Genomic DNA, 20,678 nt, shown 5'->3' with positions numbered 1-20,678 from the left:
CCGGACCCTGCGCGGGACCCGTCACCGCGGCCCTCACCAGCCCGAGGCGGTGTAGACGACGGCGGTCGTCGACGCGTCGCCCCAGGCGAGCTCGCGCAGCAGGGCCGCGGTGCCCTCCTCGGGGTCGATCAGACGGATGCCCCGGCGGCCGTAGGCGCGGGCCAGTTCCGGGCCCACCATGCCGCCGTGCCGGGCGGCCGGCGCCCACGGTCCCCAGTGCACCGTCAGCGCCCGGTGCCCGGTGCGGGCGGCCCAGGCCGCGCCGAGCGTCTGGAGCGCGTCGTTGGCGGCCGCGTAGTCCGCCTGGCCCCGGTTGCCCAGGACCCCGGAGACACTGCCGAACAGCACGCTGAACGCGGGCCCGTCGGGCAGCTCCTCCAGCGCGGTGAGCAGGGCGTCGGCGCCGGTCGCCTTGGTGCCGTAGACCCGCTGGAAGGACTCGGGCGTCTTCTCGGCGACGACCCGGTCCTCGATCACCCCGGCCGCGTAGACGACGCCGTCGAGACGGCCGTGCTCGGCGTGGATCTCCTTCACCGCCTGGAGCACCGCCTCGGGCTCCCGGAAGTCGACGCAGCGGTAGCGCACCCGGCTGCCGAGCGCCCCGAGTTCCGCCAGCGTGGCGGTGATCTCCCGCTGGGCGAGCAGGAGTCCGGCGACCCGGTTGATCGCGGCCGGCGTCATCCCGCCGCGGGCGGCGAGCGCCGCGCGCAGTGCGGCCGGGGTGCGGGCGGCGGCCGTGTCCGGATCCTCCGGGCCGTCCGGCGCGGGTGTCCTGCCGAGCAGTTCGAGCCGGCACCCGGCCGCCGCGGCGAGGGCCACGGCGCACTGCGCGGTGATGCCGCGTGCCCCGCCGGCCAGCAGGACCACCGCGTCCCGGTCCAGGCCGAGCGCGGCGGCCTCGGCCGCTCCGGCACCGGCCGGTCCGGCGCCGGTGCTGCCGAGGATGCCCAGCGGTGCCTCGGCGAGCTCCAGACCGAACCGGCCCTCCGGCCGGCGCAGCACGACCGGGGTGCGGTCGGGCGCGCACACCTCGTCGACCAGCGCGTCCGCGAGCAGCAGCGCCTCCGCGACGGTCAGCGTGTTCGTGACGGCCGGGGTGTTCGCGACGGCCGGGGTGTTCCTGACGGTCGGTGTGCTCGTGACGGTCGTCGGGTCCGGGGCGGCCGATGCGGTGGCCACCTCCACCGTCCGTGCGACCGTGAGCGGGTACTCGCGTTCCACGGTGCGGAAGAAGCCGCGCAGCCCCGCCGCCACGGTGTCCGGCGCGTCCCCGTGGACGGGCCGCAGGGCCAGCAGCCGGTGCGGTCCCCGGGCCAGGGCGGCCTTCAGGACGGGGAAGGCGTCCGGCAGCACCGGCGTGTCACCCGTCACGGGATACACGACCCCGTCCATCCGGCCGTCGTCCTGCGTGAGCAGATGGTCCCGGTCGCGTACGGCGACCTCGGCGCCGTACGAGGCGAGCCGGGCGCCGATCTCGGGAGCGTCGCCGAGGACGACCCACCGGGTCCCGGACAGCTCGGCCGCCGGATCCGCCTCACCGTCCTGCGGTCCGAGGGGCACCGACCGCAGGAGATACCGCTTGGGCGCCTCGCCGCGCACGGCCGTGTCGTGCACCTCGTCGTCATGCGTCTCGTCGTCGGGCACCGTCGCGTCGTGGGCCGCCGACACGGCTTCGGCCGCCCCGTCCGCCCGCTGCACCTCGACCGCGTCGCTCGCTTCGGTCACCTCGGTCGCTTCAGCCGACTCAGGTATCTCAGCTGTATCAGCTGTATCAGCCGTCTCGGTCGCCTCGGCGGGTCCGGAGAGCCGTGCGGTCAGCCAGTCGGTCACCGCGGCGGCCGTCCGTGCCTTCGCCAGTTCCTCCATCTCGGCGTCGTCGAGACCGGCGAGGTCCGTGCCGCTCCCGGCGCCCAGGCGCCGGGCCAGTTCACCGGCGATCTCGGCCCGCTTGATGGAGTCGACGCTGAGGTCGGCCTCCAGGTCCAGATCGGGCTCGATCATGTCGAGGGGATAGCCGGTGCGCTCGCTGATGATCTCCAGGACCAGCTGCCCGACGTCGGGTCCCGCGACCGGTGCGGCCCCGGTGCCGACCGCCTCGGCGGCCGACGATGCGGTGACCGGCGGCGGCTGGGGCGACGGCACAGACGCGCGCGGCGGCTCAGCCTGCGGTGCGGCGGCCTGCGGGGGCAGCGGGACGGCGGCGGGCGGCGCGGCCGTCCGCTCCCCGGCCGGCGCTCCGAGATAGGTCATCAGCACATCGCGCTGGGCGGCGATCATCTCGCGGCTGGTGCGCAGGAATTCGGCGATCAGCGCGTCCTGGGCGGCCTGGCGGTTCTGACCGTGCGGGCCGTGGTGGCCGTACGGGTCGGACGGGACCGCGTGCGGGGGGTTCGTCGGCACAGTCGTCTCCACGACTCGTCGGGCCGGTGCGAGCGCACCGGGAAGGAGGTCTCCGGCGGCGGTGCGTACCAACTGTCCGTCGACCGTCCAGCCGGGCCGCTTCGGCACGGGCGTACGCACCGCGTCGACGGCGTCGCGGCCGCGCAGCAGCGGGCCGGTGCGCACCGGCAGTCCCGCGACGGCCAGCCGGGCCAGGGCGTCCAGCCAGCCGCGCAGTCCGCTGTCCGCATGCGGTTCGCAGGCCACCGTCCGGTGCGGCCGGTCGCCGAGGATCTGTCCGGTCAGCCGGGTCAGCACGGAGCCGGGACCGGCCTCGACGAAGGTCCGCGCACCCGCCTCGTACATCGCCTCGATCTGCTCGACGAACCCGACGGGGGCGCCGATCTGCGCGGCGAGTCCGGCCCGTACCGCGTCCGGGTCGGCGGCGTACGGCCGCGCGGTGCGGTTGGACCACACCGGGAACTCCGGCGCGCGCACCGGCCGGGCCGCGAGCGCCGCCGCGAACCGCTCGCCGGCCGCGGCGACCAGGGGGCTGTGGAACGCGCAGGCCACGGGGATGCGCTGGGCGCCGTACCCCGCCTCGCGCAGCAGCCGTACGGCGTCCGTGACGTCGTCGGCCGGGCCGGATATCACCGTCTGGCGGGGGGCGTTGCGGTTGGCGACGACCACCGTGGCCGGTGCCCCCGCCGTCCGCAGGGCCTCGGTGACCTCGGCGGCGCCGGCCGTGACCGCGGCCATGGTGCCCGGGTCCGCCCCGTGGTCCGCCCCGGCGGCCGCGAGGATCGCCGCCGCCCGTTCGTGGCTGAGCGCGAGCAGCGTCTCGGGGTCGAGGGCGCCGGCCGCGCTCAGGGCGACCAGTTCGCCGTAGCTGTGCCCGGCGGCCATGTCCGGCCGCACCCCGGCCGTGGTGAGCAGGGCGTGGGCGGCGAGTCCGGTGATGCCGAGGGCGGGCTGCGCGGCCCGGGTGTCGGTGAGCGCCGCCCGCTGCCGGTCGTGTGCGCCGTCCTCGAAGGCGGCGGGCGGGTACAGCCGGTCCGCCTGGTCGGCGCCGAGTTCGAGGTAGTGGCGCAGCTCGGGGAGCGCGACGAACAGGTCGGCGAGCATGCCGGGGCGCTGGCTGCCCTGGCCGGGGAACAGGAAGGCGACCTTGCCCTCGGCCGGGTCCTGGGCGGGAGGGGCGGTGGGACCGTCGGCGAGATGGACGCCGTGCGCCGGATCGTGCTCGCCGGCCAGCGCCTGCCGCAGCCGTACGATCAGTTCGTCCACGTCGGCGGCCACGACCGCGACCCGCGCCGGATCCGGGCAGATGTCGGCCCGGCGGGCCGCGCTCAGCGCCAGGTCGCGCAGCCGCCACGGCCGGCCCTCGGCCTCGGCGGCCGCGAGCAGCTCCTCGACGGCCCGGTGCGCCGCCGCGGTGTCCCGGCCCCGGAACAGGAAGAGTTCGGCCGGCCAGACGTCCAGCGTCCCGGCCGGCGGGGCGCCGTGCGCGTACGCCCCCAGCACCACGTGGAAGTTGGTCCCGCCGAAGCCGAACGCGCTGACACCGGCGAGCCGTTGCCCTGCCGGAGCCGCCCACGGCCGGGCCCGGGTGTGGAAGACGAACGGGCTGCGCTCCGCGTCCCAGGCCGCGTTGGGGTGCTCCAGGTGCAGGGTGGGCGGCCGGACTCCGGTGTACAGCGCCAGCACGGTCTTGATCAGCCCGGCCAGTCCGGCGGCGCACTTGGTGTGCCCGATCTGCGACTTGACCGAACCGAGCACACAACTGCCCGGCTCGGCCCCGGCCGCGCCGAACACCTCGCCGAGCACGGTCAGTTCGGTGCGGTCGCCGACCACGGTCCCGGTGCCGTGCGCCTCGACGAGCCCGACGTCCGCCGGGGAGACACCCGCGTTGCGGTAGGCCCGCTCCAGCGCCGAGCGCTGGCCCTCGGGGCGGGGCGCGGTCAGGCCCAGCGAGCGGCCGTCGCTGGAACTGCCCAGGCCCTTGATCACCCCGTAGATCCGGTCGCCGTCCCGCTCGGCGTCCGCGAGCCGCTTCAGTACGACGCAGGCGACGCCCTCGCCGAGCGCGATGCCGTCCGCCGAGCCGTCGAAGGAGCGGGAGCGACCGGTGGGGGAGAGCGCGTGCACCGAGGCGAACAGGACGTAGTCGTTGATGCCGTTGTGCAGGTCGGCGCCGCCGCACAGCACCACGTCGCTGGTGCCGCCGACGAGTTCCTTGCACGCGACGTCCACCGCGGCCAGCGAGGAGGCGCAGGCGGCGTCGACGGTGAAGTTGGCGCCGCCGAGGTCGAGCCGGTTGGCGATCCGCCCGGAGATCACGTTGGCGAGCATGCCCGGGAAGGAGTCCTCGGTCAGCCGGGGCAACTGGCCGTCCAGGCCCTCGGGGACGCGCCCGTGGTACGACGGGAGCACGGCGCGCAGCGTGGCCGCGTTGGACAGGTCGCTGCCCGCCTCCGCGCCGAACACCACCGAGGTGCGGGAGCGGTCGAACTCCCGTCCCCCGTCGCCGTATCCGGCGTCGTCCAGGGCGCGCCGGGCGGCCTCCAGGGCGAGCAGCTGGACCGGCTCGATGCTGCCGAGGGAGGCCGGCGGGATGCCGTAGCGCAGCGGGTCGAAGGGGATGCGGGGCAGGAAGCCGCCCCATCGGGAGGGGGTGGCGCCGCCGGTGCCCTGCGCGTCGTAGTGCACGGCCGGGTCCCACCGCTCGGGCGGCACCTCGCCGACCACGTCCCGGCCGCCGACGACGTTCGCCCAGAAGGTGGGGAGGTCGGGCGCCTCGGGGAACATGCAGGCCATCCCGACGACCGCGACGTCCAGCGGCGCGGGCACCACCGGCTCCCGGGGTCCGGAGCCGCCCGGCCGCTGCCCCGGCCGGGCGTCGAGCCGGTCGCGCAGCCGTGCCGTCCGCTCCGCGAGGAACCCGGCGGCCCCGGTGGTCACCGACCGGTGCAGCGCCGCGACCGTGGTGGTGGCGGAGCGCAGCACGGCCACCTCCCCGGCCATGAACATGCCGTCGGTGAGCTGGCGTTCCTCGTCGACCGGCCTGAGCGCCCCGCCGTCGTCGCGGTCCACGCCCTTGCTCGCGAGGCGCAGCCGCCCGATGTTGAGCTGTTCCAGCTCCTCCCAGATCCGCCGGTCGGGCAGGCCCGCGGACCGCAGCCGCCCCTCGTGCTCGCGGTAACCGGTGGTGAAGGGGCTCGGGACGCAGCGGGTGGCGTGACCGGGCGCGGTCTCCAGGAGCGTGGTGCGCTCGGCGGCCCGTACCCGGCGCTGGAAGAGCGGCTGGATCGCCCCGAGCGCGACCGCCTCCTCGGTGAACAGGTAGGCGGTGCCCATGAGGACCCCGACGGCGGCCCCGCGCGCGGTCAGCGGTGCCGCGAGCGCGGCGACCATCGCCGCCGAGCGCTCGTCGTGCACACCGCCCGCGAAGAACACCTCCAGCGCGCCGGCCGCACTCCCGCTGCGCCCGTCCCGTCCGTCCTGTCCGCCGTTCCCGCCGCGCGCGTCCCGCCCGTCCTGCCCGCCGCGCCCACCGGTTCTGCCGCCCGTGCCGCCCGTGCCGTTCCCGCCGTTCCCGTCGGCCACGTCCAGGAAGTCCTCCAGGACCGCGAGTTGTGCCTCCCAGAGCGGGAAGCTGCCGCGCGGACCGACGTGCCCGCCGCACTCGGAGCCCTCGAACACGAACCGGCGGACCCCGGCCTCCAGGAACTGCCGCAGCAGTCCCGGCGAGGGCGCGTGCAGGAAGGTTCGGATCCCGTCCCGCTCCAGCGCCTGCGCCTGGGACGGGCGCCCGCCCGCGATGACGGCGTGCGTCGGCCGCAGTTCCCGTACCGCCTCCAGCTGGGCGGTCCGCACCTCCTCCGGCGCGAAGCCGAGTACGCCGACCCCCCAGGGCCGCCCGGCGACCGCGGCCCGGGTCTCGGTCAGCATCGCCCGGGTGCGGGCGCCGTCCGCCAGCGCCAGGGCGAGAAACGGCAGCGCGCCGTCCGCGGCGACCGCCGTCGCGAACCCGGCACGGTCGCTGACCCGGGTCATCGGCCCCTGCGCGACGGGCAGCCGGGTGCCGAGCGCCCGGCTCATCGGGGAGCCCGCGCCCAGCGCCCCGGCGGCCACGTCGTCGCCCACGACCTCGCGCACCGCGTCGGTCAGCGCGCGCACCGTCCCGCGCACATCACCGAAGCGGCTCGCGAACCGGGCCGCGAGGAAGCCGTCCTGGCCCACCGGCAGCAACCGGGTGCGCGGATCCTGCGCCCCAAGTGCCGCGGCCACCGTCGCCGGGTCGGTGCCGTCGATGCGCGGCGCGTCCGGGCCACGGCGCGGCAGCACCCGGTGACCGGACAGCACCACCGTCTCCGAACCGTCCAGGGACCGCAGCCGCGCGGCGGCCGCCTCCGGCAGCGACGACTCGGCCAGCAGCGCGAGCTGGCCGTCCAGGACGACCCCGGCCGCCCCGCCGGCCATCGCGGCGGCCGCCGTCCGGAGGCCGATTCCGCCGCAGGCCCAGACGGGGAGCGGCATGCCGGGCGCGGCGAGCAGCTGCTGGAGCAGGACGAAGGTGCTCAGTTCGCCGACCCGGCCGCCGCACTCGCTGCCGCGGGCGATCAGCCCGTACGCCCCGGCGCGGACCGCGGCCCGCGCCCCGTCGAGATCCGTGACCTCCACCAGCACCCGGTGACCGGCCGCCACGTCCTCGGCCCGCCACGGCGCGTCCACCGCGAGTACCACCGTGTCCGGCCGTCCCGCGTCCTCGCTCCCCGGTTCCAGGTCGGCGGGGTCCAGCCGGCAGCGGGCGCCGATCCGGACCCCGAACGGGCCCGGGGCCAGCCGGCGCATCCGGCTCAGAGCGTCACGGGATCTTCGGTCCCCGTCGCCCAGGTCGAGTACGCCGAGCCCGCCGGCCCGGCACACCGCCGCCGCGAGTCCGGCGTCGGGTTCGCCGAACGGGGTGATGCCGATGATCATGTCCTCGGAACGCACAGCAGACGTCATGATTCTCCGAATCAAGCTGAGACTGCATGGTGGGGGGTGCGGTACGACAACGATGGCGGCGCGTCGGATTCCGGCCGGACCCGAGGGGACCGGGAACACCGATCAAAGATCGTGCTCGAAACGGGTTGAAAGGTAGCCCCGTTATTACTGACTGGTCAATGTTGAAACAGCGGGGCAGTAAGCGGGCGCATTGATTCGGTCAGTCGCGGGCGCCGGAAGAGGCGTCGGAAATCGGAGCAATTCCTTGATGATGCCGGGCTGTTCACTCTCCTCACACATCGACGAAACACCGATAGGTGAATATGGAACTTTCTTTGGTGTGGCATGTCCGAATCGGGGTGCCCTTTCCCCTCGTGCGACGGGTGCGGGGGAATTCCACGGAGCGATCTTGAAGTGACCGGGAAGGGTGCGTGCCGGCTTCCGCGGACGCCGGCGATTGTCCGGTACGCCGTTCACGCGCTGTATCCGCCGTCCACCCCCAGCGCCTGTCCGGTGATGAACCCGGCCCGGTCCGAGGCGAGGAACGCGACCGCCTCCGCGATGTCCCCCGCCTCGCCGAAGCGGCGCAGCGGGATGGCGCGCCGGGCGGCGGCGAGGGCCCGCTCGTCGAGGTCCCCGGAGTCGATGAGCCGTGCCGCGATGCCGTCGGTGAGCATGCCGGGAGCCACGCAGTTCACGCGGACGCCGTAGCGCCCCTCCTCGGCGGCCAGGGCCCGCGCCACCGCCTCGACCGCCCCCTTGGCCCCCGACGACAGCCCGTCACGGACCGGGAAGCGGCGCGTGGCGACCGTGGTGACCGCGACGATGCCGCCCCGGCTCTCCCGCAGCAGCGGCAGACAGGGGTGGACCAGGTTGAAGAACGCCACCGCGTCGCCCTCCAGCTGGGCCCGGTACTGCTGTGGCGCGACCTGGCTCAGATGCAGCATCGGCACGTGCGGCCCGGCGGCGTACACCACCGTGTGCAGTCCGCCGCGGGTCCGGGCGGCCCCGGACACCGCGGCGGCCGTGGCCGTCTCGTCGCGGAGGTCCAGTCGCACCGCGCGGACCCGTCCGCCGTGCTTGTCCACCTCGTCCGCCAGAGCCCTGGCCGCCACCGCGTCGCTGCGGTAGGTGAACGTCACGTCGCTGCCGCGCTCGGCCAGCACCCGGACGACCGCCGCCCCGACGGCGCCGGTGCCGCCCGCGACGAACGCGGTGCCCGCCCGGCCGGAGAAGTCCTGCCCGCTCATGTCCGTACCTCCAGCGCTCGGGCGAAGGCGATCCGTGTGCCCCCAGGTTGTAGCGGGGCGCGGCGAAGAGTGACAGGCATGTGCACGGACGGGTTTGGGAGGAGGGGGGTACGAGACCCGCGGCGCGAGATCCGTGGCGCGAGGTCTCCTTCAGTGGCTGCTTATATAAGTGCCTGCTGATATGTTGGCCGGGTGCACGCCTTCGACGTCCTCGGCGACCCGGTACGCCGACGGATCCTTGAGCTGCTGGCCGACGGGGAGATGACCTCCGGCGCGGTCGGCGAGATCGTCCGGGCGGAGTTCGGGATATCGCAGCCCGGCGTCTCGCAGCATCTGAAGGTGCTGCGGGAGAACGGCTTCGCGACGGTGCGCCCCGAGGGGACCCGCCGTCTGTACGCGGTGAACTCCGAACCGCTGCGGGACATCGACGCCTGGCTCGACCGGTTCCGCCGCTTCTGGACCCCGCACCTGGACGCCCTGGCCACGGAACTGGCCCGCGGCCGGCGAGAGCGCCGGCTGCGCGACGCCGACGAACCCCCGAGGAGCACCCCGTGATCGATGTCACCCACCAGATCAACGCCGTACGCCGACAGGTCGGCAAGCGAGACTTCAAGGCCGGCGAGGCCCGTGTGGTCGTCGTGAGCCAGACGTACGACGCCCCGCTCGACGACGTCTGGGACGCCTGCACCAACCCCGAGCGGATCCCCCGCTGGTTCCTGCCGGTCGAGGGCGAGCTCCGCCCCGGCGGCCACTACCAGCTCCAGGGCAACGCGGGCGGCACGGTCGAGCGCTGCGACCCGCCCAAGAGCTTCTTCGCGACCTGGGAGTTCGGCGGCGAGGTGAGCTGGATCGAACTGCGCCTGACGCCGCAGGGCGAGAACGCGACCCGCTTCGAGCTGGAGCACATCGCCCACGTCGACGACACGAAGTGGGCCGAGTTCGGGCCGGGGGCCGTCGGGGTCGGCTGGGACATGGCGCTCGTGGGCCTGTCCCTGCACCTGGCCACCGGCGAACAGGTCGACCCGGCCGCGGCCATGGCCTGGTTCGGCTCCGAGGAGGGCCGCCGGTTCGTCGTCGCGAGCAGCGAGGCCTGGGGCGCGGCGAACATCGCGGGCGGCGAGGACGAGACCCGGGCGCGCGAGTCGGCCCGGCGGACCACGGCCGCGTACACCGGGACGGAGTGAGGGGGCGGGCCGGCCGGCGGGAGCCGGGATTCCGGCCCGAGCGGTCTCAGCGTGCGGCGCGTACTCCGTCCAGGGCGATGGCCAGGACGCGGGCGCGCTGCGCGTCGTCCACGAAGGAGGTCGCCGTGATGCCCGCGATCAGGCGCAGCAGATCGCCGAAATCCATGTCCGGGCGGGCCGCTCCGGCCCGCTGTGCCCGCTCGAAGAGCGGACCGCCCGCCGCGTACATCGAGTCCCGGCAGGCCAGAAAGATCTCCGACTCGTCCTCCAGCGCCTCGCGCACGGCACGCTTGGTGACCAGGTAGCCCGCGAAGCGGTTCAGCCAGGCCGTCAGTGCCTCCCACGGCTCCAGCTCGTCCACCACCTCCGTCGCGACCCGGCACAGCTCGTTCACCTCGTCCGCGTAGACGCTCTCGAAGAGCGCGCGGCGGGTCGGGAAGTTGCGGTACAGCGTGGCGATGCCGACGTTCGCGCGGCGGGCGATGTCCTCCAGCGACGCCTCCGAGCCGTGCTCGGCGAACGCCTCACGCGCGGCGGCCAGCAGTGCGTCGAAGTTGCGTGCCGCGTCCTTGCGGTGCGGCCGCTGGGCCGCGACGACCTCGCTGACGGGAAAGGACCGAGCCGTCACTGCTGCCTCCCGGGCGGACTGGGTTGAAACGGAGGGGTACCTCCGTTACAGTGGAGGGGTACCTCCACTTTAGCAGTGCGGGGTTGCGGCGGTCGTGATCGCGCCCCACCGCGTCACGCCCGCGACCGCTCCGCCGCGCCCCAGTCCGCTTCCGCCGCGCGTCCCTCGCGCTCCCGTCACGATCCACCGCGCCGCACTCCGGCCGCGACACGCTCCTTCGTACGTCACTGCGCGTCACTGCACTGCACGTCATCGCACGACGTCACGACACCGTCGTCACCACGTCATGCCCCCGCCATCGTCCCGCGCGGCGTCAGCCGCGGCCGTCGGCATGCCCGGCGCCGCCCCGTGGCACGCCGCGACGCACCACCCGGCACGGCCACGGCCGGATGCCTCCGGCCGCCCCGTGCCCGCACGTACCCGACCCCTGCCCGGATTCGGAGAGACCCTCCATGCCCCGCACGTCCACCCGCCTCACCTTCGCGGTCCTCGCGACCGGTGCGGGCGTGTTCTCCATGCTGCAGTCGCTGATCGCGCCGGCCCTGCCGACCGTCCAGCACGCGCTGCACACCTCTCAGTCCACCGCGACCTGGGTGATGACCGCCTATCTGCTGTCCGCCTCGGTCTTCACCCCGATCCTCGGCCGCGTCGGCGACCTCATGGGCAAGAAGCGCACCCTGGTCGCCGTCCTGGTGGCCGTGCTCGCGGGCTGCCTGCTCGCCGCGCTCGCGCCGAACATCGGCGTGCTGATCGTCGCCCGGATCGTCCAGGGCATCGGCGGCGCGCTGTTCCCGCTGGCCTTCGGCATCATCCGCGACGAGTTCGCCCCGGCCGAGGTCAGCGGCAGCATCAGCAACCTCTCCGCGGTGATCGCCGCGGGCGGGGGAGTCGGCATGGTCGCCGCCGGCCCCATCGTCTCCGCGCTCGACTACCGCTGGCTGTTCTGGATCCCGGTCGCCGTGGTCGCCGCCACCGTCCTCATCGCCCTGCGCTACGTCCCCGAGTCGCCCCGCAGGTCCGCGGGCCGGGTCAACTGGGCCGGTGCCGTACTGCTGTCCGGCTGGCTCGTCGCCCTGCTGCTGCCGCTCAGCCAGGCCGGCCGGTGGGGCTGGGGGTCCCCCCGGGTGATCGGGCTGTTCGCCCTGGCCGCGCTGGTGTGCGCGCTGTGGCTGCGGTCCGAGGCCCGCTCCGCCAGCCCGCTGATCGACCTGCGGGTGATGAGGCTGCCCGCCGTGTGGACGACCAACCTCGCCGCGCTGCTGTTCGGCGCCGGGATGTATTCGATCTGGTCCTTCCTGCCCGGCTTCGTCCAGACCCCCGGCTCGGCCGGCTACGGCTTCGGGGCGAGCGTCACCGCGTCCGGGCTGCTGATGGTGCCCATGCTGGTCGCCATGTTCCTCTCGGGTGTGCTGGGCGGACGGCTGGAACCGCGCGTCGGAGCCAAGGCGCTGCTCACCGCCGGTGCGGCCCTCGGCGCCCTCGCCCTCGGTTTCCTCACCCTCTGGCACGACACCCGGTGGCAGGTCGCGCTCGTCGCGGGCGTGTTCGGCCTGGGCATCGGACTGGCCTTCGCCTCGATGGCCAACCTCGTCGTCGGCAGCGTCCCGCCCGAGCAGACCGGCGCCGCGACCGGTATGAACGCCAACATCCGCACCATCGGCGGCTCGGTCGGCGCCGCGGTGACCGGGGTCCTGGTGACCGGCCGGCTCCAGCCCTCGGGCCTGCCCTACGCCTCCGGCTACACCCACGCCTTCGCCCTGCTCGCCCTGCTGTGCCTCGGCGCGGCCCTGGCCGCCCTCCTGGTCCCGGTCAAGCGCACCGCCGGCCCGCTCGGCCCGCCCCGCGCGACGGGCGCCGCGACGCAGGCACCCGTGCGCGTACGGTAGTGTTGACCTGCGTGATCACGCGGTTCGCCGCGGAATTCGCACCGGGACGTGGCGCAGCTTGGTAGCGCACTTGACTGGGGGTCAAGGGGTCGCAGGTTCAAATCCTGTCGTCCCGACTTGCGAAGTCGCAGATCGAGGGGCCGTTTCAGAGGACATCTGAGACGGCCCCTCGAACTTTCCCGGGGACCGGACGGGAACCAGACGGGGACCAGCGCATCAGTTGCCTGGGGTTGGCCGGTACCGGGCGCTGGGCGACGCTGCTCAGTGGGCGGGAACCGGCTCGGACGGCGGCTGCCACTCCCGTCTGATCAGCCCGTAGACCCACGAGTCGGAGACCTCGCCGTCGACGACGCAGTCCTCCCGCAACGTCCCCTCACGCACGAAGCCGAGCTTCTCCAGCACGCGGGCGGAAGCCGCGTTGCGCGTATCGGTCTCGGCCTGGACGCGATTGAGGTCCAGCGTGTCGAACGCCCAGCGCAGCACGGCGCGCGCGGCCTCGGTCGCGTAGCCGCGGCCCCACGCCGCATCGGCGAAGCAGTAGCCGAGCGACGCGCTGCGGTAGTCCGGATTCCACCTGCTCAGGCTGCACCAGCCGATGAACGCGCCGTCGGAGACGCGATCCACGGCCAGCCGCGCCCCGCTGCCCTCCCGCGCCATCTGCCGGCAGGCCGCGATGAACCTCTCGGCGCGCACGCGGTCGCTCCACGGCGGCGCGTCCCAGTAGCGCAGCACGTAGGCGCTGCTGTGCAGTGCGAACAGGTCGTCCGCATCCGCGTCCTCGAAGGCGCGCAGGCGAAGGCGAGCGGTGCGCAACGAGGGGGTGGGCAGCGACGTCCTCATGTTCCCTCCGCCTGCTCGGTGGGCGATCAGTCAGACATCCGATGCGGGTCACTCGCAACGGGTTTTCCCGGCGGGCGGGCAGAACGACGTGTCCGCTCCTCGGCGCGACCGAGCGCCCGGTAACTCTCTCTCGCGGGCGGGATGAACCTGCTGCGGCAGGTGTGGATCAGCACCTTCGAAAAATTGCGCGACCTGATCCCGGGCTGAACGCCGGCGTTGCCCACGTCGAGGCCATGAAGGGGCTTCCTTCTCAACTCCCTTGCCGGAACGAGTTCCTTCGCCTTCCTCGCCGTCGACCTCGACCGGGGGAGGCGCCCGCTCGGTACCTCCAGGTTCTCGTGTGCCCGCACCGTGCCGCAGCCGGTGGGCCCGGGGCCGACCTCCCGTGGCGGGCGCCCCGGCGGCGCGGCCGGAGCGTCACGCCGTACCCGCGGCTGTCCCGTACCCCCTGGAGGATGCGGGAATCAGCCGCGGAGCCGGCGGCTCACTGTTCGCGCAGGTCCTTCACCCGGCGGAGCTTGCCGAGCGAGCGCTCCAGGGTCTCCGGGTCGACGACCGTCACCTCCACGGTGACACCGACCCCGTCCTTCACCCCCTGGGCGATGGTCCGCACGGCCGCCTCGCGCTGCTCGGGACCGGCGCCGGGGCGGGCCTCGACCTGGACCACCATGTGGTCCATACGGCCGCGCCGGCTCAGCTGCACCTGGAAGTGCGGGGCCACCCCGGGGGTGCGCAGGACGATCTCCTCGATCTGGCTGGGGAAGACGTTCACCCCGCGCAGGATGATCATGTCGTCGCAGCGGCCGGTTATCTTCTCGATCCGGCGGAAGGCGGGCCGGGCGGTGCCGGGCAGCAGCCGGGTCAGGTCGCGGGTGCGGTAGCGGATGACCGGCAGCGCCTCCTTGGTGAGGGAGGTGAAGACGAGTTCGCCGCTGTCGCCCTCGGCCATGACCTCGTCGGTGATCGGGTCGACGACCTCGGGGAGAAAGTGGTCCTCCCAGACGTGCAGCCCGTCCTTGGTCTCCACGCACTCCTGCGCGACACCCGGGCCCATCACCTCGGACAGTCCGTAGATGTCCACCGCGTGGATGTCGAGGCGCTCCTCGATCTCGCGGCGCATCTCCTCGGTCCACGGCTCGGCGCCGAAGATGCCGACCTTCAGCGAGCTGTCGCGCGGGTCCAGGCCCTGCCGCTCGAACTCGTCGAGCAGGGTGAGCATGTAGGACGGCGTGACCATGATGATCTCGGGCCGGAAGTCCTGGATGATCTGCACCTGGCGCGCGGTCATGCCGCCGGAGGCGGGGATCACCGTGCAGCCGGCGCGTTCGGCGCCGTAGTGCGCGCCCAGACCGCCGGTGAACAGGCCGTAGCCGTAGGAGATGTGGACCTTGTGGCCGGGGCGGCCGCCCGCGGCGCGGATCGAGCGGGCGACGACGTCCGCCCAGACGGAGAGGTCGTTCTCCGTGTAGCCGACGACCGTGGGGCGTCCGGTGGTGCCGCTGGAGGCGTGCACCCGGCGCACCTCGGACATGGGCACGGCGAACATGCCGAAGGGGTAGGTGTCCCGCAGGTCGGCCTTGGTGGTGAAGGGGAACCGGGACAGGTCCGCCAGGCTGCGGCAGTCGTCGGGCTTGACGCCCGCGTCGTCGAACTTCCTGCGGTACAACTCGACATTGTCGTAGGCGTGCCGCAGCGTCGCGCGCAGCCGCTCCAGCTGGAGTTCGCGCAGCTGCTCGCGGGTCAGGCGCTCGCCGTCGTCGAGCAGCCCAGCGGGGAGCGGGTCCCCGAGCCGTCCGCCGCCGGGGGCCGCGGGGCCCGTCAGTCCGCTTGCGCTGCTCATCGCGACTCCTTGCTCTGTGTGCTTCGAACCTGCTGCGCACCGCGCACCGTGCGGCTGCGGCCGCGGAACTCCGCGATCACCTCGTCGCCGCGCAGCACGCTCACGTCGTACAGACCGCTGCGGCCGAACCGGGTGCGCTCCGTCGCGGTCGCGACGAGGACGTCCCCCTCGTACGCGGGCGCGACGAAGTCGACGTCGGCGCCGGCCGCGACGGTCACGGGGCCGTGGCTGTTGCAGGCGCAGGCGAAGGCGGTGTCGGCCAGCAGGAACACATAGCCGCCGTGGGCGATGCGATGCCCGTTGACCATGGCGCGGGTCACGGTCATCCGCAGCACGGCGCTTCCCGTGCCGACCTCCAGCAGCTCCATGCCGAGACTGCGGGAGGCCTCGTCCGCGGCGAACATCTCCTGCGCCGGGCCGGGGGCCGTGTCACGGGCCTGCGTCACGATCTCACCACCTTGTGAACCGACCGAACATTCGGTTAGCGTGCGCAACGCCAACGTAATCCCGCGCAGCCGCCGACTGTCAAGGTCTTGCCCGGTCGTGAAGGAACAGGCACACTGGAACCGAACGAATGGTCGGTTGGGAAGCTGGTGCAGATGACCACGACAGACTCCACGCCCGCCCCCGAGGGCCTCCAGGAGCACTTCGACGCGACGATCGCACGCGACCAGCGGATCGAGCCCCGGGACTGGATGCCGGAGGGCTACCGCAAGACCCTGGTCCGGCAGATCGCGCAGCACGCGCACTCGGAGATCATCGGCATGCAGCCGGAGGGCGAGTGGATCACCCGCGCGCCGTCGCTGCGCCGCAAGGCCATCCTGTTCGCCAAGGTCCAGGACGAGGCCGGCCACGGCCTGTACCTGTACTCCGCCGCCGAGACCCTGGGCGTGGACCGCGCGGACCTCACCCAGATGCTGATCGAGGGCCGCCAGAAGTACTCGTCGATCTTCAACTACCCGACGCTGAGCTTCGCCGACGTCGGGGTGATCGGCTGGTTCGTGGACGGCGCGGCGATCTGCAACCAGGTGCCGCTGTGCCGCAGCTCCTACGGACCGTACGCGCGCGCCATGGTGCGGATCTGCAAGGAGGAGTCCTTCCACCAGCGCCAGGGCTACGAGCTGCTGCTGACCATGATGCGCGGCACCGACGCCCAGCGCGAGATGGTCCAGGACGCCGTGAACCGCTGGTGGTGGCCGTCCCTGATGATGTTCGGACCGCCGGACGACGCCTCCCCCAACTCGGCGCAGTCCATGGCCTGGAAGATCAAGCGGCACAGCAACGACGAGCTGCGCCGGCGGTTCGTCGACATGACGGTCCCGCAGGCCGAGAAGCTCGGCGTCACGCTGCCCGACCCGGACCTGCGCTGGAACGAGGAGAGCGGCCACCACGACTTCGGCACCCCGGACTGGGACGAGCTGATGCGGGTCATCAAGGGCGACGGCCCGCTCAACACCGAGCGGATCGAGCGCCGCCGGGCCGCCCACGACGAGGGCGCCTGGGTGCGTGAGGCGGCCACCGCCCACGCGGCGAAGCGGAACAAGCGGGTTCAGGAAGGTACGGCGGCATGACACAGCAGGACTGGCCCCTGTACGAGGTGTTCGTACGCGGCAAGCGGGGTCTCAACCACGTGCACGTCGGCTCGCTGCACGCGGCCGACGACCAGATGGCGCTGACCCACGCCCGCGACCTCTACACCCGGCGCAACGAAGGCGTGAGCATCTGGGTGGTGCTCTCCGAGCACATCGCCGCCTCCACCCGCGACGAGAAGGACCCGTTCTTCGCGCCCAGCGCGGACAAGGTCTACCGCCACCCCACCTTCTACGACATCCCCGACGACGTCCCGCACATCTGAGGAGCAGGGCATGAGTGAGGACCACCTCTACCTGACCCTCGCCGAGGGACACGAGGACGACGCCCGCTGGGCGTTCGGCACCGGATTCGAGGACCCGCTGCACGGCGTGGACACGTCCGTGCCGGCCGGTGTGGACGCCGCGGCGCTGGCCGCCTGCTGCCTGGCGCTCGGCGACGACGCCCTGGTGTCCGCCCAGCGGCTCGCCGAGTGGACCACCCGTGCCCCCGAGCTGGAGGAGGAGGTGGCGCTGGCCAACATCGGCCTCGACCTCCTCGGCCAGGCCCGGCTGCTGTACGCGCGCTGCGGCCAGGCGGACGGCAGCGGGCGCGGCGAGGACGCCTACGCCTACTTCCGTGACGCGGACGACTTCCGCAACGTACGGCTGGCCGAACTGCCCAACGGCGACTTCGCGTTCTCCGTCGTGCGGCTGCTGGTGCTGTCCGCCTGGCGGCTCGCCCTGTTCGAGCGGCTGGCCGGCTGCGCCGACCCCGTGCTCGCGGCGATCGCGGCGAAGGGCGTCAAGGAGCTGACCTACCACCGGCAGTACGCGGCCGAATGGGCCGTACGCCTCGGCGACGGCACGGACGAGTCGCACCGCAGGATGCGCGCCGCCCTCGCCGACGTCTTCCCGTACGTCGACGAACTCCTCGCCACCGGACCGGGGTTCGGGATCGACGCGGCGGACGTGCGCGAGGAGGTGACGGCCGTGCTCGGGCAGGTGCTCGACGCCGCCGGACTCGTCCTGCCCGACGCAGGACCGCTGCCCGGAGCCGGCCGCGACGGCGACCGCACCGAGCATCTCGCCCCGCTGCTCGCCGAGTTGCAGAGCCTGGCCCGGGCCCACCCGGAGGCGACATGGTGACCACGGCCACCCCGCCCGCGGACGTCCGGCGCGCCCGGCACATCGCCGCGCAGGTGCCGGACCCGGAGCTGCCCATGCTGACCCTGGCCGACCTCGGCGTCCTGCGCGACGTCGAGGTGACGGGGGACGGCACGGTCGTCGCCAGCCTGACGCCCACCTACTCGGGCTGCCCGGCGATGGCCGAGATGCGGGCGGACGTGGCCGCCCGGCTGCGCGCCGCGGGATTCGCCCGGGTGGAGATCCGTACCGTCCTGGACCCGCCGTGGACCACCGACTGGATCACCCCCGAGGGGCGCCGCAGGCTCGCCGAGCACGGTATCGCGCCGCCCGGCGCCGCCCCCCGCCGCGCCGCCTCCGGCCCGGTGCCGCTGGTGCTGTCCGCGACCCGGCGCACGGCCGTGCCCTGCCCCCGCTGCGGTTCGGCGGACACCGAGGAGACCTCCCGGTTCTCCGCCACGTCGTGCAAGGCGCTGTGGCGCTGCCTCGCCTGCCGCGAGCCGTTCGAGTACGTCAAGGAGATCTGATGGCCCCGACCGCCCCCGCCTCGGCCCCGGACGCCCCCGCCGCGGCCCCGGCCGTACGTCCGCGCCGCCGTCCGGTCTTCCACCCGCTGCGGGTCGCCGCCGTCCAGCCGCTGTGCGAGGACGCCGCCGCCGTCAGCTTCGAGATCCCCGACGAGCGCGCCGAGGAGTTCGCGTTCGCCCCGGGCCAGTCGCTCACCCTGCGGCGCGAGATCGACGGGCGCGACGAGCGCCGCTCGTACTCCATCTGCTCCCCGGCCGGTTCCGTGCCGCGGATCGGGGTGCGCGTGGTGCCCGGCGGCCTGTTCTCCTCCTGGCTGGTGCGTGAGGTGCGCCCCGGCGACACGGTCGAGGTGATGGCGCCCACCGGCGCGTTCACCCCCGACCTCACCGAGCCCGGCCACCATGTCCTGGTCGCCGCCGGTTCCGGCATCACGCCCATGGTGTCCATCGCCGAGTCCGTCCTCGCCGCCGACTCCCGTTCGCGGGTGACCCTCTTCTACGGCAACCGCCGCACCGGGTCCGTCATGTTCGCCGACGAACTGGCGGACCTCAAGGACCTCTACCCCAGCCGCTTCCAGCTCGCCCACGTGCTCTCCCGCGAGCCGCGCGAGGCCGAGGTGCTCTCCGGCCGGCTCGACGCCGACCGGCTGCGCGCGCTGGTCGGCGCCCTCGTCGACGTACAGGGCGCCGACCACTGGTGGCTGTGCGGCCCGCACGGCATGGTCCGCGACGCCCAGGCGGTACTGGCCGGTCTCGGGGTGCCGGACGGGCGCGTCCACCAGGAGCTGTTCTACGCCGACGACGAACCGGTCCGCGAGGTGCGGCACGACGAGGACACCGACACCGCCGACGGGCCGGTCAGCCAGGTGACCCTCACCCTCGACGGCCGCTCCACCACCTCGGCCCTCTCCCGCCGCCGCACCATCCTCGACGGCGCCCAGCTGACCCGCCCCGACCTGCCCTTCGCCTGCAAGGGCGGGGTGTGCGGCACCTGCCGCGCGCTGGTCACCGACGGCGAGGCCGACATGCGCCGCAACTTCGCCCTCGAACCGGGCGAGGTCGACGCGGGCTACGTCCTGACCTGCCAGTCCTTCCCGGTGTCGGAGAAACTGACCGTCGACTTCGACAGCTGAGCCGAGCGGGACACCCCGGGGCGCGATCCAGGCGTCCCGGGGCTTTCTCATGTCCGTTTGCCGAACGCCCTCTTGACGACGGCTCACGACGGGCCGACACTCCCGATAGGAATCCTAGTGAATAGGTAGGGAAACATGGGCTGCCTCGGGCCGGTCACCGCGCGTGCGGGCCGTTCGCCGTCCTCGCCGCCTCGCCCGACCCCTCTTCTGACCTCCCGCCGTCACATCGACCTCCAGCGCGTCTGCAGTGCGATCGGCCGAGCCGTCTGAGCCGGCCCCGCACGCCCCGGCCGCCGCCTTCCGCGGGCTGCCGTCCGAGCGCACCGGGCCGCCCGTCCGACGTCGCTTCCGCCGCGCGTCCGTCGCGCGATCGTTCTCGGGGAGAGTCATGACCGTCACACCGCTCGCCGCCGTGTCCTCCGCCCGCGTCACCCCCGCCTTCCGCGGCCGCCTCGGCCGCGACGCGCGCAGCGGCCACTACGCCGTACCGCGCCGCTACCGGCTCCATCTGTCCACCGCCTGTCCCGAGGGGCTGCGCATCGCCGTCACCCACAGCCTGCTCGGCCTCTCCGAGACCTGCCCGGTGACCTGGCTGCCGGCGGTCCCCGACGACCCCGACGGCGGACACACCGCACTGCGCCCGCTGTACGAGGCCAGCGCCCACCGCTACACCGGACCGGCCCTGGCGCCGGTGCTCGCCGACGACTGGTCGGGGCGGATCGTCAGCACCCACGCCCCGGACATCATGCGCGACCTGGCCCGCGGCTTCGGCGGCGACGGCCCCTCGCTCTACCCGGACGGCACCGAGGCCATCGAGTGGCTGTGCGTGTCCAACATCGACGAGGCCGCGCAGCACGCCGGACGCGCCGGGGCCGCCGAGGACGAGCGGGCCGCCGCCCTCGACACCCTGCTGGCCGCGCTCGGCGCGCTGGAGCGCAGGCTGGCCGGCCGCACCTGGCTGGCCGGCGACCGGCTCACCGCCGCCGACGTGGAGCTGTGGGCGACCCTGGTGACCCTCGACACCGTGCACCGCCACCATCTGGACGCCGCCGCCGTGCACCGGCTCGTCGACCACCCGGCCCTGTGGGCCTACGCCCGGCGCCTGACCGCCCACCCGGCCTTCGGCGCCCACCTCGACCTCGACGGCATCGCCCGCCGTCACCACGACCGCTGCCGGGGCCTGGAGGCGGCCGGGTCGGCCGTCCAGATCCTTGACTGGGCCGCCCACGCGGCCGACGGCGCGACGGCCCCGGCCCGCACCGACCGGCGGTGAGGACGCGGACACGGCGGCGGGCCGGTGACGTCTCC

At 73.9% G+C, this 20,678-nt stretch carries 16 protein-coding genes and 1 tRNA gene; 11 read left to right on the top strand and 6 right to left on the bottom strand.

Annotation, left to right across the window (positions count from 1 at the left end):
- Window positions 1-33 precede the first annotated feature (33 nt).
- A complete protein-coding gene (locus tag ABT085_RS18350; protein WP_351608416.1) occupies window positions 34-7,389 on the bottom strand; it encodes an SDR family NAD(P)-dependent oxidoreductase in 7,356 nt (2,451 codons plus the stop codon).
- A gap of 452 nt (window positions 7,390-7,841) precedes the next feature.
- Complete coding sequence (locus ABT085_RS18345; protein WP_351608413.1) at window positions 7,842-8,618, bottom strand: SDR family NAD(P)-dependent oxidoreductase; 777 nt, start codon at window positions 8,616-8,618, stop codon at window positions 7,842-7,844.
- Window positions 8,619-8,810: 192 nt separating this feature from the next.
- Between ABT085_RS18345 and ABT085_RS18340 the strand changes: the two genes are divergently transcribed.
- Together ABT085_RS18340 and ABT085_RS18335 are read left to right on the top strand one after the other, a co-directional pair.
- Window positions 8,811-9,173 (top strand): ArsR/SmtB family transcription factor, encoded by a 363-nt coding sequence (locus tag ABT085_RS18340; protein ID WP_351608410.1) that lies wholly within the window; start codon window positions 8,811-8,813, stop codon window positions 9,171-9,173.
- Entirely contained in the window at window positions 9,170-9,802 is a 633-nt protein-coding gene (locus ABT085_RS18335) for an SRPBCC family protein (protein ID WP_351608407.1), read from the top strand. Before ABT085_RS18340 ends, ABT085_RS18335 begins: the two co-directional genes overlap by 4 nt.
- A gap of 46 nt (window positions 9,803-9,848) precedes the next feature.
- Here ABT085_RS18335 and ABT085_RS18330 read toward each other — a convergent pair whose 3' ends face one another.
- Window positions 9,849-10,430, bottom strand: a complete 582-nt coding sequence (locus tag ABT085_RS18330; RefSeq protein ID WP_351608405.1) for a TetR/AcrR family transcriptional regulator — start codon at window positions 10,428-10,430, stop codon at window positions 9,849-9,851.
- A 452-nt stretch (window positions 10,431-10,882) separates the two neighbouring features.
- On the opposite strand from ABT085_RS18330, the gene ABT085_RS18325 reads away from it, so the two are divergent.
- Window positions 10,883-12,316, top strand: a complete 1,434-nt coding sequence (locus tag ABT085_RS18325) for an MFS transporter (RefSeq protein WP_351608402.1) — start codon at window positions 10,883-10,885, stop codon at window positions 12,314-12,316.
- A gap of 42 nt (window positions 12,317-12,358) precedes the next feature.
- A tRNA-Pro gene (locus ABT085_RS18320) sits at window positions 12,359-12,432 on the top strand.
- Window positions 12,433-12,577: 145 nt separating this feature from the next.
- Here ABT085_RS18320 and ABT085_RS18315 read toward each other — a convergent pair.
- The 3 genes from ABT085_RS18315 to paaI all read right to left on the bottom strand — a co-directional run bounded on the left by ABT085_RS18315 (window position 12,578) and on the right by paaI (window position 15,442).
- On the bottom strand, window positions 12,578-13,156 hold the full coding sequence (locus tag ABT085_RS18315; RefSeq protein WP_351608399.1) for a GNAT family N-acetyltransferase: 579 nt from the start codon (window positions 13,154-13,156) through the stop codon (window positions 12,578-12,580).
- A 484-nt stretch (window positions 13,157-13,640) separates the two neighbouring features.
- A complete protein-coding gene (paaK, locus tag ABT085_RS18310; RefSeq protein ID WP_351608397.1) occupies window positions 13,641-14,996 on the bottom strand; it encodes a phenylacetate--CoA ligase PaaK in 1,356 nt (451 codons plus the stop codon).
- Window positions 14,993-15,442: a hydroxyphenylacetyl-CoA thioesterase PaaI gene (gene paaI / locus ABT085_RS18305; RefSeq protein ID WP_351608394.1), complete on the bottom strand. Its 450-nt coding sequence runs from the start codon at window positions 15,440-15,442 to the stop codon at window positions 14,993-14,995. Before paaI ends, paaK begins: the two co-directional genes overlap by 4 nt.
- Window positions 15,443-15,595: 153 nt before the next feature.
- Here paaI and paaA point away from each other — a divergent pair, with 153 nt between their 5' ends.
- The 7 genes from paaA (at window position 15,596) to ABT085_RS18270 (ending at window position 20,643) form a co-directional block, all read left to right on the top strand.
- Entirely contained in the window at window positions 15,596-16,567 is a 972-nt protein-coding gene (gene paaA / locus ABT085_RS18300) for a 1,2-phenylacetyl-CoA epoxidase subunit PaaA (protein WP_351608391.1), read from the top strand.
- Window positions 16,564-16,851: a 1,2-phenylacetyl-CoA epoxidase subunit PaaB gene (gene paaB, locus ABT085_RS18295; protein WP_152891451.1), complete on the top strand. Its 288-nt coding sequence runs from the start codon at window positions 16,564-16,566 to the stop codon at window positions 16,849-16,851. The genes paaA and paaB overlap by 4 nt, the downstream gene beginning before the upstream one ends.
- 10 nt (window positions 16,852-16,861) lie before the next feature.
- Window positions 16,862-17,713 carry a 1,2-phenylacetyl-CoA epoxidase subunit PaaC gene (gene paaC / locus ABT085_RS18290; protein ID WP_351608388.1) on the top strand — a complete coding sequence of 284 codons (852 nt, stop codon included), beginning with the start codon at window positions 16,862-16,864 and terminating at the stop codon, window positions 17,711-17,713.
- The gene (paaD, locus tag ABT085_RS18285; RefSeq protein WP_351608386.1) at window positions 17,707-18,237 is read left to right on the top strand and encodes a 1,2-phenylacetyl-CoA epoxidase subunit PaaD; all 531 of its coding nucleotides are present in this window, start codon (window positions 17,707-17,709) and stop codon (window positions 18,235-18,237) included. Before paaC ends, paaD begins: the two co-directional genes overlap by 7 nt.
- Window positions 18,237-19,370, top strand: a complete 1,134-nt coding sequence (gene paaE, locus ABT085_RS18280) for a 1,2-phenylacetyl-CoA epoxidase subunit PaaE (RefSeq protein ID WP_351608383.1) — start codon at window positions 18,237-18,239, stop codon at window positions 19,368-19,370. Before paaD ends, paaE begins: the two co-directional genes overlap by 1 nt.
- 135 nt (window positions 19,371-19,505) lie before the next feature.
- Complete coding sequence (locus ABT085_RS18275; protein ID WP_351608380.1) at window positions 19,506-19,640, top strand: putative leader peptide; 135 nt, start codon at window positions 19,506-19,508, stop codon at window positions 19,638-19,640.
- Window positions 19,641-19,758: 118 nt separating this feature from the next.
- The gene (locus tag ABT085_RS18270; protein ID WP_351608377.1) at window positions 19,759-20,643 is read left to right on the top strand and encodes a glutathione S-transferase C-terminal domain-containing protein; all 885 of its coding nucleotides are present in this window, start codon (window positions 19,759-19,761) and stop codon (window positions 20,641-20,643) included.
- The last annotated feature ends 35 nt before the right edge of the window (window positions 20,644-20,678 follow it).

This window comes from Streptomyces sp. NPDC002265, from assembly GCF_040296125.1.
In the GTDB taxonomy this organism is placed as follows: Bacteria; Actinomycetota; Actinomycetes; order Streptomycetales; family Streptomycetaceae; genus Streptomyces.
This window is presented reverse-complemented; position numbering and strand designations above follow the sequence as displayed.

What these genes read in the sequence shown, in the direction of transcription:
- ABT085_RS18350 (WP_351608416.1), bottom strand. Translation starts at nt 7,389, where the DNA reads ATGACGTCTGCTGTGCGTTCCGAGGACATGATCATCGGCATCACCCCG.
- ABT085_RS18345 (WP_351608413.1), bottom strand. Translation starts at nt 8,618, where the DNA reads ATGAGCGGGCAGGACTTCTCCGGCCGGGCGGGCACCGCGTTCGTCGCG.
- ABT085_RS18325 (WP_351608402.1), top strand. Translation starts at nt 10,883, where the DNA reads ATGCCCCGCACGTCCACCCGCCTCACCTTCGCGGTCCTCGCGACCGGT.
- ABT085_RS18315 (WP_351608399.1), bottom strand. Translation starts at nt 13,156, where the DNA reads ATGAGGACGTCGCTGCCCACCCCCTCGTTGCGCACCGCTCGCCTTCGC.
- paaK (WP_351608397.1), bottom strand. Translation starts at nt 14,996, where the DNA reads ATGAGCAGCGCAAGCGGACTGACGGGCCCCGCGGCCCCCGGCGGCGGA.
- paaA (WP_351608391.1), top strand. Translation starts at nt 15,596, where the DNA reads ATGACCACGACAGACTCCACGCCCGCCCCCGAGGGCCTCCAGGAGCAC.
- paaB (WP_152891451.1), top strand. Translation starts at nt 16,564, where the DNA reads ATGACACAGCAGGACTGGCCCCTGTACGAGGTGTTCGTACGCGGCAAG.
- paaC (WP_351608388.1), top strand. Translation starts at nt 16,862, where the DNA reads ATGAGTGAGGACCACCTCTACCTGACCCTCGCCGAGGGACACGAGGAC.
- paaD (WP_351608386.1), top strand. Translation starts at nt 17,707, where the DNA reads ATGGTGACCACGGCCACCCCGCCCGCGGACGTCCGGCGCGCCCGGCAC.
- paaE (WP_351608383.1), top strand. Translation starts at nt 18,237, where the DNA reads ATGGCCCCGACCGCCCCCGCCTCGGCCCCGGACGCCCCCGCCGCGGCC.
- ABT085_RS18275 (WP_351608380.1), top strand. Translation starts at nt 19,506, where the DNA reads ATGGGCTGCCTCGGGCCGGTCACCGCGCGTGCGGGCCGTTCGCCGTCC.
- ABT085_RS18270 (WP_351608377.1), top strand. Translation starts at nt 19,759, where the DNA reads ATGACCGTCACACCGCTCGCCGCCGTGTCCTCCGCCCGCGTCACCCCC.